Source organism: Pseudomonas sp. B21_DOA, assembly GCA_030544685.1.
GTDB classification, from domain to species: domain Bacteria; phylum Pseudomonadota; class Gammaproteobacteria; order Pseudomonadales; family Pseudomonadaceae; genus Aquipseudomonas; species Aquipseudomonas fluorescens_AO.
Genome location: CP086683.1, coordinates 306,483 through 320,710, shown reverse-complemented (window position 1 = coordinate 320,710; position 14,228 = coordinate 306,483). Strand labels below are relative to the sequence as shown.

The following is a 14,228-nucleotide window of genomic DNA, read 5'->3' as shown; positions in this document are numbered from 1 at the left end:
CCTTAGGCTGTGGGGTTTTGTCGTCACTGGGATAAACGCGCAAGTAACCGGGGAGCCTTTCGAGGCGTTCGAACCCGTAATTGGAGTGCCTCATGGCCAAGAAGATTACCGCTTACATCAAGCTGCAAGTGAAGGCCGCTCAGGCTAACCCAAGTCCACCGGTTGGTCCTGCTCTGGGTCAGCACGGCGTGAACATCATGGAATTCTGCAAGGCTTTCAACGCCCGTACTCAGGGTCTTGAGCCAGGTCTGCCGACTCCAGTGATCATCACTGTCTACAGCGACCGTAGCTTCACTTTCGAAACCAAATCCACCCCTGCTTCGGTTCTGCTGAAGAAGGCGGCCGGTCTGACCAGCGGTTCCGCTCGTCCGAACACCGTTAAGGTTGGCACCGTTACCCGTGCTCAGCTGGAAGAAATCGCGAAAACCAAAAACGCGGATCTGACTGCAGCTGATATGGATGCAGCCGTGCGTACTATCGCCGGTTCTGCTCGTAGCATGGGCCTTAATGTGGAGGGTGTGTAATGGCTAAGCTGACCAAGCGTCAAAAGGCTATCGCCGGCAAAATCGAAGCAGGCAAGGCCTACAACATTGTAGACGCCGCTGCTCTGCTGGCCGAGCTGTCGACTGTCAAGTTCAGCGAGTCGTTCGACGTTGCTGTAAACCTGGGTGTAGACCCGCGTAAATCCGACCAGGTTGTTCGTAGCGCTACTGTGCTGCCACACGGCACTGGCAAGACCGTTCGCGTTGCTGTGTTCACCCAGGGTCCAGCTGCTGAGGCCGCTCTGGCTGCCGGCGCTGACCGTGTAGGTATGGACGACCTGGCTGCCGAAATGAAAGGCGGCGACCTGAACTATGACGTAGTGATCGCATCCCCGGATGCCATGCGCGTTGTAGGTCAGTTGGGTCAGATCCTCGGTCCACGCGGCCTGATGCCTAACCCGAAAGTCGGCACCGTAACTCCAGACGTAGCCAACGCGGTCAAGAACGCCAAGGCTGGTCAGGTTCGTTATCGCACCGACAAAAACGGCATCATCCACACTTCCGTTGGCAAGATGGGCTTCGACGCCGTCAAGCTGAAGGAAAACGTTGAAGCCCTGATCGCTGATCTGAAGCGTATCAAGCCAGCTTCCTCGAAAGGCATTTACGTCAAGCGCGTTACCCTGAGCACCACCATGGGCCCAGGTCTGGTTATCGATCAGAGCTCGCTCGACGCGTAAGACAAAGGTTGGCGCGGATTGCCGCGCCAATTGAAAGATTGGGGTCCCTGCCTGGCGGGGGCTATCCAAGACCGTAGGCGGCGCAAGCCTTAAACCTCAAGCCTACGCAGATGGTGCTCCCGGTTCCTTACCGAATCAGACACCAAAACGACATTCGGTTCCGATCGAATGAAACGGTAACAAGCAGGAGTTAAACCCGTGGCAATTAATCTCGAAGACAAGAAGGCCATCGTCGCTGAAGTCAACGAGGCTGCCAAAGTCGCTCTGTCCGCTGTCGTGGTTGATGCACGTGGCGTAACAGTAGGCGCAATGACCGGACTCCGTAAAGAGGCTCGTGAAGCTGGCGTTTACGTACGTGTTGTACGTAACACCCTGCTCAAGCGCGCTGTTGCTGACACTCAATACAGTGTCCTCAACGACGTGTTCACCGGCCCGACCCTGATTGCATTCTCGAACGAACATCCGGGCGCTGCTGCCCGTATCTTCAAAGAGTTTGCCAAGGGTCAGGACAAGTTCGAGATCAAGGCAGCTGCGTTCGAGGGCAAGTTCCTCGCAGCTAATCAGATCGACGTACTGGCAACTCTGCCGACCCGTGACGAAGCAATTTCCCAGCTGATGAGCGTGATTCAAGGCGCTACCAGCAAATTGGCTCGTACTCTGGCGGCAATTCGCGACCAGAAAGAAGCTGCCGCAGCCTAAGGCTCGTCACTTCTCGCGTTTTTTGTTTATTTCGATGGTCGCGTAGGCCGTCCCCCAATTCAGGAATTGAGTCATGTCTCTGACTAACGAACAAATCATCGAAGCAATCGGCCAGAAATCCGTAGTGGAAATCGTTGAGCTGATCAAAGCGATGGAAGAAACCTTCGGTGTTACCGCTGCTGCCGCTTCGGCTGGCCCAGCTGTAGCTGCTGCTGCTGTTGAAGAGCAAACCGAGTTCAACGTTGTTCTGCTGGAAGCTGGCGAGAAGAAGGTTAACGTGATCAAGGCAGTTCGTGAACTGACCGGTCTGGGCCTGAAAGAAGCCAAAGAGAAAGTAGACGGCGCTCCTCAGGTTGTAGCTGAAGGCGTTTCGAAAGAAGCGGCTGAAGACGCCAAGAAGAAGCTGGAAGAAGCAGGCGCTAAAGTCGAGCTGAAGTAAGCATCGACTTTGCTCCTCCAGCCCGAGCGTCAAGCGACAGGCTGATGGCTGGTGGCTCTTGCCACCGGCCTTTTTCCGTTATTGGCAGCCGACTGGGTCGGTGTCGATAAAGGCGCTGTAACCACCCGATGCGGTGGCGCAAACCATGGGGTTTGCACGATTTTCTGGCTGCTCCCGTCGGGAGGGGCCAAACAAGCAGGTGACCAAGCTGGGGAACGCTGATGGCTTACTCATATACTGAGAAAAACGTATCCGCAAGGACTTTAGCAAGTTGCCGGACGTCATGGATGTGCCTTACCTCCTGGCCATCCAGCTGGATTCGTATCGTGAATTCTTGCAAGCGGGAGCGACTAAAGATCAGTTCCGCGACGTGGGCCTGCATGCGGCCTTCAAATCCGTTTTCCCGATCATCAGCTACTCCGGCAATGCTGCGCTGGAGTACGTCGGTTATCGCCTGGGCGAACCGGCATTTGATGTCAAAGAATGCGTATTGCGCGGTGTAACTTTCGCCGTACCTTTGCGGGTAAAAGTGCGCCTGATCATTTTCGACAAAGAATCGTCGAACAAAGCGATCAAGGACATTAAAGAGCAAGAAGTCTACATGGGTGAAATCCCCTGATGACTGAGAACGGTACCTTCGTAATCAACGGTACCGAGCGTGTTATCGTTTCCCAGCTGCACCGTTCCCCGGGCGTGTTCTTCGACCACGACCGCGGCAAGACGCACAGCTCCGGCAAACTGCTGTACTCGGCTCGCATCATTCCTTACCGCGGTTCGTGGCTGGACTTCGAATTCGACCCGAAAGATTGCGTCTTCGTGCGTATCGACCGTCGTCGCAAGCTGCCGGCCTCGGTACTGCTGCGCGCGCTCGGTTACACCACCGAAGAAGTGCTGGACGCGTTCTACACCACCAACGTATTCCACCTGAGCGGCGAAACCCTCAGCCTGGAACTGGTGCCATCGCGTCTGCGTGGTGAAGTTGCGGTTCTGGACATCCAGGACGAGAAGGGCAAGGTCATTGTTGAGCAAGGCCGCCGTATTACCGCGCGCCACATCAACCAGATCGAAAAAGCCGGTATCAAGACGCTGGATGTGCCACTGGACTACGTCCTCGGCCGCACCACCGCCAAGGCTATCGTGCACCCGGCTACCGGCGAAATCCTGGCCGAATGCAACACCGAGCTGAACACTGAAGTCCTGGCAAAAATCGCCAAGGCTCAGGTCGTTCGCATCGAGACCCTGTACACCAACGACATCGACTGCGGTCCTTTCGTCTCCGACACGCTGAAGATCGACTCCACCAGCAACCAGTTGGAAGCGCTGGTCGAGATCTATCGCATGATGCGTCCAGGCGAGCCGCCAACCAAAGACGCTGCCGAAACCCTGTTCAACAACCTGTTCTTCAGCCCTGAGCGTTATGACCTGTCTGCGGTCGGCCGGATGAAGTTCAACCGTCGTATCGGTCGTACCGAGATCGAAGGTTCGGGCGTGCTGTGCAAGGAAGACATCGTCGCGGTACTGAAGACTCTGGTCGACATCCGTAACGGTAAAGGTATCGTCGATGACATCGACCACCTGGGTAACCGTCGTGTTCGCTGCGTAGGCGAAATGGCCGAGAACCAGTTCCGCGTTGGCCTGGTACGTGTTGAGCGTGCGGTCAAAGAGCGTCTGTCGATGGCTGAAAGCGAAGGCCTGATGCCGCAAGACCTGATCAACGCCAAGCCAGTGGCTGCGGCGGTGAAAGAGTTCTTCGGTTCCAGCCAGCTGTCGCAGTTCATGGACCAGAACAACCCGCTGTCCGAGATCACCCACAAGCGTCGTGTCTCTGCACTCGGCCCTGGCGGTCTGACTCGTGAGCGCGCAGGCTTTGAAGTCCGTGACGTACACCCGACTCACTACGGTCGTGTCTGCCCGATTGAAACGCCGGAAGGTCCGAACATCGGTCTGATCAACTCCCTGGCTGCGTACGCTCGCACCAACCAGTACGGCTTCCTGGAAAGCCCGTACCGCGTGGTGAAAGAGGGTGTGGTCACCGACGAGATCGTGTTCCTGTCCGCTATTGAAGAAGCCGATCACGTGATCGCGCAGGCTTCGGCGACCATGAACGAGCAGAAAGTCCTGATCGACGAACTGGTTGCCGTACGTCACCTGAACGAATTCACCGTCAAGGCGCCGGAAGACGTCACCCTGATGGACGTTTCGCCGAAGCAGGTTGTATCGGTTGCAGCGTCGCTGATTCCGTTCCTCGAGCACGACGACGCCAACCGTGCGTTGATGGGTTCGAACATGCAGCGTCAGGCTGTACCGACTCTGCGCGCTGACAAGCCGCTGGTAGGTACCGGCATGGAGCGTAACGTAGCCCGTGACTCCGGCGTTTGCGTCGTGGCTCGTCGTGGTGGCGTGATCGATTCCGTCGATGCCAGCCGTATCGTGGTTCGTGTTGCCGATGACGAAGTGGAAACCGGTGAAGCCGGTGTCGACATCTACAACCTCACCAAGTACACCCGCTCGAACCAGAACACCTGCATCAACCAGCGTCCGCTGGTGCGTAAAGGCGATCGCGTTCAGCGTAGCGACATCATGGCCGACGGCCCGTCCACCGACATGGGTGAACTGGCGCTGGGTCAGAACATGCGCATCGCGTTCATGGCATGGAACGGCTTCAACTTCGAAGACTCCATCTGCCTGTCCGAGCGTGTGGTTCAGGAAGACCGTTTCACCACGATCCACATTCAGGAACTGACCTGTGTGGCCCGTGACACCAAGCTTGGCCCAGAGGAAATCACTGCGGACATCCCGAACGTGGGTGAAGCTGCACTGAACAAACTGGACGAAGCCGGTATCGTTTACGTAGGTGCTGAAGTAGGCGCAGGCGACATCCTGGTTGGCAAGGTCACTCCGAAAGGCGAGACCCAACTGACTCCGGAAGAAAAACTGCTGCGTGCAATCTTCGGTGAAAAAGCCAGCGACGTTAAAGACACATCCCTGCGCGTGCCAACCGGCACCAAAGGTACGGTCATCGACGTACAGGTCTTCACCCGTGACGGCGTTGAGCGTGATGCGCGTGCACTGTCGATCGAGAAGTCTCAGCTGGACGAGATCCGCAAGGATCTGAACGAAGAGTTCCGCATCGTTGAGGGCGCGACTTTCGAACGTCTGCGTTCCGCACTGGTAGGCCACAAGGCCGAAGGCGGCGCCGGCCTGAAGAAAGGTCAGGACATCACCGACGAAGTACTCGATGGTCTTGAGCACGGCCAGTGGTTCAAGCTGCGCATGGCTGAAGATGCTCTGAACGAGCAGCTCGAGAAGGCTCAGGCCTACATCGTTGATCGTCGCCGTCTGCTGGACGACAAGTTCGAAGACAAGAAGCGCAAACTGCAGCAGGGCGATGACCTGGCTCCAGGCGTGCTGAAAATCGTCAAGGTTTACCTGGCAATCCGTCGCCGCATCCAGCCGGGCGACAAGATGGCCGGTCGTCACGGTAACAAGGGTGTGGTCTCCGTGATCATGCCAGTTGAAGACATGCCGCACGATGCCAATGGCACCCCGGTCGACGTGGTCCTCAACCCGCTGGGCGTACCTTCGCGTATGAACGTTGGTCAGATCCTCGAAACCCACCTGGGCCTCGCGGCCAAAGGTCTGGGCGAGAAGATCAACCGGATGGTCGAAGAGCAGCGTAAAGTCGCTGAACTGCGCACCTTCCTGGACGAGATCTACAACCAGATCGGCGGTCGTAACGAAGATCTGGACAGCTTCTCCGATCAGGAAATCCTCGATCTGGCGAACAACCTGCGTGGCGGCGTTCCAATGGCCACTCCAGTGTTCGACGGCGCCAAGGAAAGCGAAATCAAGGCCATGCTGAAACTGGCAGACCTGCCGGAAAGCGGCCAGATGCAGCTGACCGACGGCCGTACCGGCAACAAGTTCGAGCGTCCAGTTACCGTTGGCTACATGTACATGCTGAAGCTGAACCACTTGGTAGACGACAAGATGCACGCGCGTTCTACCGGTTCTTACAGCCTGGTTACCCAGCAGCCGCTGGGTGGTAAGGCGCAGTTCGGTGGTCAGCGTTTCGGGGAGATGGAGGTCTGGGCACTGGAAGCATACGGTGCTGCTTACACTCTGCAAGAAATGCTCACAGTGAAGTCGGACGATGTGAACGGCCGTACCAAGATGTACAAGAACATCGTGGATGGCGATCACCGTATGGAGCCGGGCATGCCCGAGTCCTTCAACGTGTTGATCAAGGAAATTCGTTCCCTCGGCATCGATATCGATCTGGAAACCGAATAACACGTGACGCGAATCGAGAGCGGGGCAGGATTGCCCGCTCTCTGCTCCGCCAGGAGGAAAGGCCTTGAAAGACCTACTGAATTTGCTGAAAAACCAGGGTCAAGTCGAAGAGTTCGACGCCATCCGTATCGGATTGGCCTCGCCGGAGATGATCCGTTCGTGGTCGTTCGGTGAAGTTAAAAGCCGGAAACCATCAACTACCGTACGTTCAAACCCGAGCGTGACGGCCTGTTCTGCGCCAAGATCTTTGGCCCGGTAAAGGATTACGAGTGCCTGTGCGGTAAGTACAAGCGCTTGAAGCACCGTGGTGTGATCTGCGAGAAGTGCGGCGTTGAAGTTGCACTGGCCAAGGTTCGTCGTGAGCGCATGGCGCACATCGAACTGGCTTCGCCGGTTGCCCACATCTGGTTCCTGAAATCGCTGCCGTCGCGTATCGGCCTGCTGATGGACATGACCCTGCGTGATATCGAACGCGTTCTCTACTTCGAGAGCTATGTCGTTATCGATCCAGGCATGACCACCCTTGAAAAAGGTCAGCTGCTGAACGACGAGCAGTACTTCGAAGCGCTGGAAGAGTTCGGTGACGATTTCGACGCCCGCATGGGTGCCGAAGCTGTCCGTGAACTGCTGCACGCTATCGACCTGGAACACGAGATTGGCCGTCTGCGCGAAGAGATTCCGCAAACCAACTCGGAAACCAAGATCAAGAAGCTGTCCAAGCGTCTGAAGTTGATGGAAGCCTTCCAGGGTTCCGGCAACCTGCCAGAGTGGATGGTGCTGACCGTTCTGCCGGTTCTGCCGCCAGATCTGCGTCCACTGGTCCCGCTGGATGGCGGTCGTTTCGCGACCTCCGACCTCAACGATCTGTATCGTCGAGTGATCAACCGTAACAACCGTTTGAAGCGTCTGCTGGATCTGTCCGCTCCGGACATCATCGTGCGCAACGAAAAGCGTATGTTGCAGGAAGCGGTCGATGCACTGCTCGACAACGGTCGTCGTGGCCGCGCTATCACAGGTTCCAACAAGCGTCCTCTGAAATCCCTGGCTGACATGATCAAGGGTAAGCAAGGTCGTTTCCGTCAGAACTTGCTCGGTAAGCGTGTTGACTACTCCGGTCGTTCGGTAATTACCGTAGGCCCGACCCTGCGTCTGCACCAGTGCGGTCTGCCGAAGAAGATGGCTCTCGAGCTGTTCAAACCGTTCATTTTCGGCAAGCTGGAAATGCGCGGTCTGGCGACTACCATCAAAGCGGCCAAGAAAATGGTCGAGCGCGAGCTGCCAGAGGTTTGGGACGTTCTCGCTGAAGTGATTCGCGAACACCCGGTCCTGCTCAACCGTGCACCAACCCTGCACCGTCTGGGTATCCAGGCGTTTGAACCGGTACTGATCGAAGGTAAGGCTATCCAGCTGCACCCTCTGGTCTGCGCCGCGTACAACGCCGACTTCGACGGCGACCAAATGGCCGTGCACGTACCGCTGACGCTGGAAGCCCAGCTCGAAGCGCGTGCGTTGATGATGTCGACCAACAACATTCTGTCGCCAGCCAACGGTGAGCCGATCATCGTTCCGTCGCAGGACGTTGTATTGGGTCTGTACTACATGACCCGTGAAGCGATCAACGCCAAGGGCGAAGGTCGTGTGTTCGCGGATCTGCAGGAAGTCGACCGTGTGTTCCGTGCCGGCGAAGCCGCACTGCACGCCAAGGTCAAGGTTCGTATCAACGAAACCGTAAACGACCGTGACGGCAACAGCGTGAGCGGTACCCGTATCGTCGACACCACTGTCGGCCGTGCGCTGCTGTTCCAGGTTGTGCCGAAAGGTCTGTCGTTCGACGTCGTCAACCTGCCGATGAAGAAAAAGGCGATCTCCAAGCTGATCAACCAGTGCTATCGCGTGGTTGGTCTGAAAGAGACCGTGATCTTCGCTGACCAGTTGATGTACACCGGTTTCGCTTACTCGACCATCTCCGGCGTTTCCATCGGTGTTAACGACTTCGTTATCCCGGATGAAAAAGCCCGCATCATCGGTGCAGCCACCGACGAAGTGAAAGAGATCGAGAGCCAGTACGCCTCCGGCCTGGTAACCCAGGGCGAGAAGTACAACAAAGTGATCGACCTCTGGTCGAAAGCGAACGACGAAGTTTCCAAGGCGATGATGGCCAACCTCTCGAAAGAGAAAGTCATCGACCGTCACGGCGACGAAGTCGACCAAGAGTCTTTCAACTCGATGTACATGATGGCCGACTCGGGTGCGCGGGGTTCCGCAGCACAGATTCGTCAGCTGGCCGGTATGCGTGGTCTGATGGCCAAGCCGGACGGTTCCATCATTGAAACGCCGATTACTGCGAACTTCCGTGAAGGTCTGAGCGTACTTCAGTACTTCATCTCGACTCACGGTGCTCGTAAAGGTCTGGCGGATACCGCGTTGAAAACCGCTAACTCCGGTTACCTGACTCGTCGTCTGGTAGACGTGGCGCAGGATCTGGTAGTAACCGAGATCGATTGCGGCACCGAACACGGTCTGCTGATGACTCCGCACATTGAAGGCGGTGACGTTGTAGAGCCGTTGGGTGAGCGCGTATTGGGTCGTGTCATTGCCCGTGACGTATTCAAGCCAGGTACCGAGGACGTTATCGTTCCTGCCGGCACTCTCGTTGACGAGAAGTGGGTCGAGTTCATCGAGCTGAACAGCATCGACGAAGTGATCGTGCGTTCGCCGATCAGCTGCGAAACCCGCTACGGCATCTGCGCCAAGTGCTACGGCCGTGATCTGGCTCGTGGTCACCAGGTGAACATCGGTGAAGCGGTCGGCGTTATCGCTGCCCAGTCCATTGGTGAGCCGGGTACTCAGCTGACCATGCGTACGTTCCACATCGGTGGTGCGGCAAGCCGTACTTCCGCAGCTGACAGCGTTCAGGTGAAAAATGGCGGTACCGTCCGTCTGCACAACCTGAAGCACGTTGAGCGAGTGGATGGCCACCTGGTTGCTGTGTCCCGTTCCGGTGAGCTGGCAATCGCGGACGACTTCGGTCGTGAGCGCGAGCGTTACAAGCTGCCGTACGGTGCTGTGATTTCGGTTAAGGAAGGTGACAAGGTCGACGCTGGCGCAATCGTGGCCAAGTGGGATCCACACACTCACCCGATCGTTACCGAAATGAAAGGTACCGTGACCTACGTGGGCATGGAAGAAGGCATCACGATCAAGCGTCAGACTGACGAATTGACCGGTATGACCAACATTGAAGTACTCGATGCGAAAGATCGTCCAGCTGCCGGTAAGGAAATCCGCCCAGCAGTTAAGATGGTCGACGACAACGGCAAGGATCTGTTGCTGCCAGGCACTGACGTTATCGCTCAGTACTTCCTGCCAGCCAACGCCTTGGTCGGTGTGGCTGACGGTGCGAAGATTGCGATCGGTGATGTTATCGCTCGTATCCCGCAGGAAACTTCGAAGACCCGTGACATCACCGGTGGTCTGCCGCGTGTTGCCGACCTGTTCGAAGCCCGTCGTCCGAAAGAGGCGTCGATTCTGGCTGAAGTCAGCGGCACCATCGCGTTCGGTAAAGAGACGAAGGGCAAGCGCCGTCTGGTCATTACCCCGAACGACGGTAGCGATCCGTACGAAGAGCTGATTCCGAAGTGGCGTCACCTGAACGTCTTCGAAGGCGAACAGGTAAACCGCGGCGAAGTTATCTCCGACGGTCCAAGCGATCCGCACGACATCCTGCGTCTGCTGGGTGTAAGCGCGCTGGCCAAGTACATCGTCAACGAGATCCAGGACGTCTATCGTCTGCAAGGCGTGAAGATCAACGACAAGCACATCGAGACCATCCTGCGTCAGATGCTGCGTAAAGTTGAGATCTCCGAGTCCGGCGATTCCAGCTTCATCAAGGGCGACCAGATGGAACTGACTCACGTTCTGGTAGAGAACGAGCGTCTGAGTGCGGAAGACAAGTTTGTCTCCAAGTTCACTCGCGTTCTGCTGGGTATCACCAAGGCGTCGCTGTCCACCGAATCGTTCATCTCGGCGGCTTCCTTCCAGGAAACCACCCGCGTACTGACCGAAGCGGCAGTCACCGGCAAGCGCGATTACCTGCGCGGCCTGAAAGAAAACGTAGTCGTGGGTCGTCTGATCCCGGCCGGTACCGGTCTTGCCTATCACAGCGAGCGCAAGCGTCGCCGTGATGCCGACAAGCCGTTGCGCGTAAGCGCCAGTGAAGTGGAAGCTGCACTGACCGAAGCGCTGAACTCGAGCGGTAACTGAGTTCTGCGATAAACGAGCGTGAGGCCCTGATCGCTCCGTTCGTCGAATCGAGACATTTAGTCGAGGTTCGATGGGTGGGGAGGTCGGGGCCTTGCCTTGACTGGAATCAAGATCCTCTTTAGACTCTTGATCCCCTAAATTTGGCGGGAATTCGTTCCTGCCATTTTGCTTTTCTTGCAAGACAATAGCGTCGCAAGACAACAGTGGAGCTAGTAGATGGCAACTATCAACCAGCTGGTACGTCAGCCGCGTAAGCGTATCGTCGAGAAATCCGACGTACCTGCGCTGCAGAACTGCCCGCAACGTCGTGGCGTGTGCACCCGTGTGTACACCACCACGCCGAAAAAACCTAACTCGGCACTGCGTAAAGTATGCCGTGTGCGTCTGACCAACGGTTTCGAGGTTTCCTCGTACATCGGTGGTGAAGGCCACAACCTGCAAGAGCACAGCGTGGTACTGATCCGCGGCGGTCGTGTAAAGGACTTGCCAGGTGTTCGTTACCACACCGTTCGCGGCTCCTTGGATACTTCCGGCGTTAAAGGCCGTAACCAGGGTCGTTCGAAGTACGGTACCAAGCGTCCGAAGTAATCGGCCGTTTTGCAGATTTTTATTTTATTGAGTCGATAAGAGTAAGGTCGGGCACGCATCCTCTGGATCTGTCCCGAGCTAACCTGAAGACCGCTTGAGGGCTTATCATGCCAAGACGTCGCGTAGCAGCAAAGCGTGAGATTCTGGACGATCCGAAATACGGAAGCCAGATCCTCGCCAAATTCATGAACCACGTTATGGAAAGCGGCAAGAAAGCCGTTGCCGAGCGTATCGTTTATGGTGCCCTGGAAACCGTTGCGGCCCGTAAGGCTGGCACCGATCCCCTGGAACTCTTCGAAAAAGCACTCGACGCCATCGCTCCGCTGGTCGAAGTGAAGTCGCGCCGCGTTGGTGGTGCTACTTACCAGGTTCCGGTCGAGGTTCGTCCTTCCCGTCGTAACGCTCTGGCAATGCGCTGGTTGGTAGACTTCGCCCGTAAGCGCGGCGAGAAGTCTATGGCTCTGCGTTTGGCTGGCGAACTGCTGGATGCTGCTGAAGGTAAAGGTGCTGCTGTTAAGAAGCGTGAAGACGTGCACCGTATGGCCGAAGCTAACAAAGCTTTCTCGCACTACCGCTTCTAATTTTAGCTTCACTAATTTTGCGAGGGCTTTATGGCTCGTACTACTCCGATTAGCCGCTACCGTAACATCGGTATCGTCGCTCACGTGGATGCTGGTAAAACCACCACCACCGAGCGCGTACTGTTTTACACCGGCAAAAGTCACAAAATGGGCGAGGTGCATGATGGCGCCGCGACCACAGACTGGATGGTTCAGGAGCAGGAGCGTGGTATTACCATTACTTCTGCTGCCATTACCGCCTTCTGGAAAGGTTCCGAGAAGCAGTACTCTCACGAGCACCGTTTCAACGTAATCGATACCCCGGGCCACGTTGACTTCACCATTGAAGTTGAGCGTTCCCTGCGCGTACTCGACGGCGCTGTCGTTGTGTTCTGCGGTACTTCGGGTGTTGAGCCGCAGTCGGAAACCGTATGGCGTCAAGCCAACAAATACGGCGTTCCACGTCTTGTTTACGTAAACAAGATGGACCGTGCCGGCGCCAACTTCCTGCGCGTGATCGGTCAGATCAAGCAGCGTCTGGGTCACACTCCGGTGCCGATCCAGTTGGCCATCGGTTCCGAAGACAACTTCCAGGGTCAGATCGATCTGATCAACATGCAAGCTGTCTACTGGAACGACTCCGACAAAGGTATGGTCCCTGTTCGCAAGGACATTCCTGCCGAGCTCCAAGAGCTGGCTGAAGAGTGGCGCAACAATATGGTTGAAGCTGCTGCCGAAGCCAACGAAGAGCTGATGAACAAGTACCTGGAAGGCGAAGAGCTGTCGATCGAAGAGATCAAGGCTGCTTTGCGTCAGCGTACTATCGCCGGCGAAATCGTTCTGGCCGTTTGCGGTTCTTCGTTCAAGAACAAGGGCGTTCCCCTGGTTCTCGACGCCGTTATCGACTACCTGCCTGCTCCGACCGACATTCCTGCTATCAAGGGTTCCAACCCTGATAACGAGGAAGAAGAGATGGAGCGTCATGCAGACGACAATGAGCCTTTCGCGGCTCTGGCGTTCAAGATCGCTACCGACCCATTCGTGGGTACTCTGACCTTCGTCCGCGTTTACTCGGGCGTGTTGAACTCCGGCGACGGCGTGATCAACTCGGTCAAAGGCAAGAAAGAGCGCGTGGGTCGTATGGTGCAAATGCACGCAAACGCCCGTGAAGAGATCAAGGAAGTACGCGCTGGTGACATCGCGGCCCTGATCGGCATGAAGGACGTCACCACCGGTGAAACCCTCTGCAACGCTGACAAGCCAATCATCCTGGTTCGCATGGACTTCCCGGAGCCGGTTATTTCGGTTGCCGTAGAGCCTAAGACCAAGGATGACCAGGAAAAAATGGGTATCGCTCTGGGCAAGCTCGCTCAGGAAGACCCGTCTTTCCGCGTTAAAACTGATGAAGAGACTGGTCAGACGATCATCTCCGGCATGGGCGAGCTGCACCTGGACATCCTGGTTGACCGGATGCGCCGTGAGTTCAACGTCGAAGCCAACATCGGCAAGCCTCAGGTTTCGTATCGTGAGCGCATCACGAAGAACTGTGAAATCGAAGGCAAGTTCGTTCGTCAGTCCGGTGGTCGCGGCCAGTTCGGTCACTGCTGGATCCGTTTTGCTCCTGCTGACGAAGGTCAGGAAGGTCTGCAATTCGTGAACGAAGTTGTAGGTGGTGTGGTTCCTAAGGAATACATCCCGGCTATCCAGAAGGGTATCGAAGAGCAGATGAAGAACGGCGTTGTTGCCGGCTATCCGCTGATCGGCCTGAAGGCTACCGTGTTCGATGGTTCTTACCACGACGTCGACTCCAACGAGATGGCGTTCAAGGTGGCTGCTTCCATGGCGACCAAGCAACTGGCCCAGAAGGGTGGTGGTGAGTTGCTCGAGCCGATCATGGCGGTAGAGGTTGTTACGCCTGAAGACTATATGGGTGATGTGATGGGCGACCTTAACCGTCGTCGCGGCATGATCCAGGGTATGGAAGACACAGTGTCCGGCAAGGTTATCCGTGCCGAGGTTCCACTGGGTGAGATGTTCGGTTATGCGACCGACGTTCGTTCCATGTCCCAGGGTCGCGCAAGCTACTCTATGGAATTCAAAAAATACGATACGGCTCCGTCGCACATCGTCGAATCCGTAACCAAAAAACAAGGCTGATTCAGCCCCT

The 14,228-nt window shown here is 56.5% G+C and carries 7 protein-coding genes and 2 pseudogenes; all 9 read left to right on the top strand.

Going from position 1 to position 14,228, the window contains the following annotated elements; all coding sequences use genetic code 11:
• Positions 1-92 precede the first annotated feature (92 nt).
• Positions 93-524, top strand: a complete 432-nt coding sequence (gene rplK / locus LJU32_01565) for a 50S ribosomal protein L11 (GenBank protein ID WKV89206.1) — start codon at positions 93-95, stop codon at positions 522-524.
• Positions 524-1,219: a 50S ribosomal protein L1 gene (gene rplA / locus LJU32_01560; protein WKV89205.1), complete on the top strand. Its 696-nt coding sequence runs from the start codon at positions 524-526 to the stop codon at positions 1,217-1,219. Before rplK ends, rplA begins: the two co-directional genes overlap by 1 nt.
• Positions 1,220-1,417: 198 nt before the next feature.
• Positions 1,418-1,918, top strand: a complete 501-nt coding sequence (rplJ, locus tag LJU32_01555) for a 50S ribosomal protein L10 (GenBank protein ID WKV89204.1) — start codon at positions 1,418-1,420, stop codon at positions 1,916-1,918.
• Between the two features lie 73 nt (positions 1,919-1,991).
• Positions 1,992-2,357, top strand: a complete 366-nt coding sequence (rplL, locus tag LJU32_01550) for a 50S ribosomal protein L7/L12 (GenBank protein WKV89203.1) — start codon at positions 1,992-1,994, stop codon at positions 2,355-2,357.
• A 221-nt stretch (positions 2,358-2,578) separates the two neighbouring features.
• A pseudogene (gene rpoB, locus LJU32_01545) lies at positions 2,579-6,650 on the top strand (DNA-directed RNA polymerase subunit beta).
• 64 nt (positions 6,651-6,714) lie between these two features.
• Positions 6,715-10,913: pseudogene (gene rpoC, locus LJU32_01540) on the top strand (DNA-directed RNA polymerase subunit beta').
• Between the two features lie 216 nt (positions 10,914-11,129).
• Positions 11,130-11,501 (top strand): 30S ribosomal protein S12, encoded by a 372-nt coding sequence (rpsL, locus tag LJU32_01535; GenBank protein ID WKV89202.1) that lies wholly within the window; start codon positions 11,130-11,132, stop codon positions 11,499-11,501.
• A gap of 107 nt (positions 11,502-11,608) precedes the next feature.
• Entirely contained in the window at positions 11,609-12,082 is a 474-nt protein-coding gene (rpsG, locus tag LJU32_01530; GenBank protein ID WKV89201.1) for a 30S ribosomal protein S7, read from the top strand.
• 30 nt (positions 12,083-12,112) lie between these two features.
• Complete coding sequence (gene fusA, locus LJU32_01525) at positions 12,113-14,218, top strand: elongation factor G (GenBank protein ID WKV89200.1); 2,106 nt, start codon at positions 12,113-12,115, stop codon at positions 14,216-14,218.
• The last annotated feature ends 10 nt before the right edge of the window (positions 14,219-14,228 follow it).

Excerpts from the sequence above, each read along its gene's own strand:
- rplK (WKV89206.1), top strand. The coding sequence starts at position 93 with ATGGCCAAGAAGATTACCGCTTACATCAAGCTGCAAGTGAAGGCCGCT.
- rplA (WKV89205.1), top strand. The coding sequence starts at position 524 with ATGGCTAAGCTGACCAAGCGTCAAAAGGCTATCGCCGGCAAAATCGAA.
- fusA (WKV89200.1), top strand. The coding sequence starts at position 12,113 with ATGGCTCGTACTACTCCGATTAGCCGCTACCGTAACATCGGTATCGTC.
- rplL (WKV89203.1), top strand. The coding sequence starts at position 1,992 with ATGTCTCTGACTAACGAACAAATCATCGAAGCAATCGGCCAGAAATCC.
- rpsG (WKV89201.1), top strand. The coding sequence starts at position 11,609 with ATGCCAAGACGTCGCGTAGCAGCAAAGCGTGAGATTCTGGACGATCCG.
- rpsL (WKV89202.1), top strand. The coding sequence starts at position 11,130 with ATGGCAACTATCAACCAGCTGGTACGTCAGCCGCGTAAGCGTATCGTC.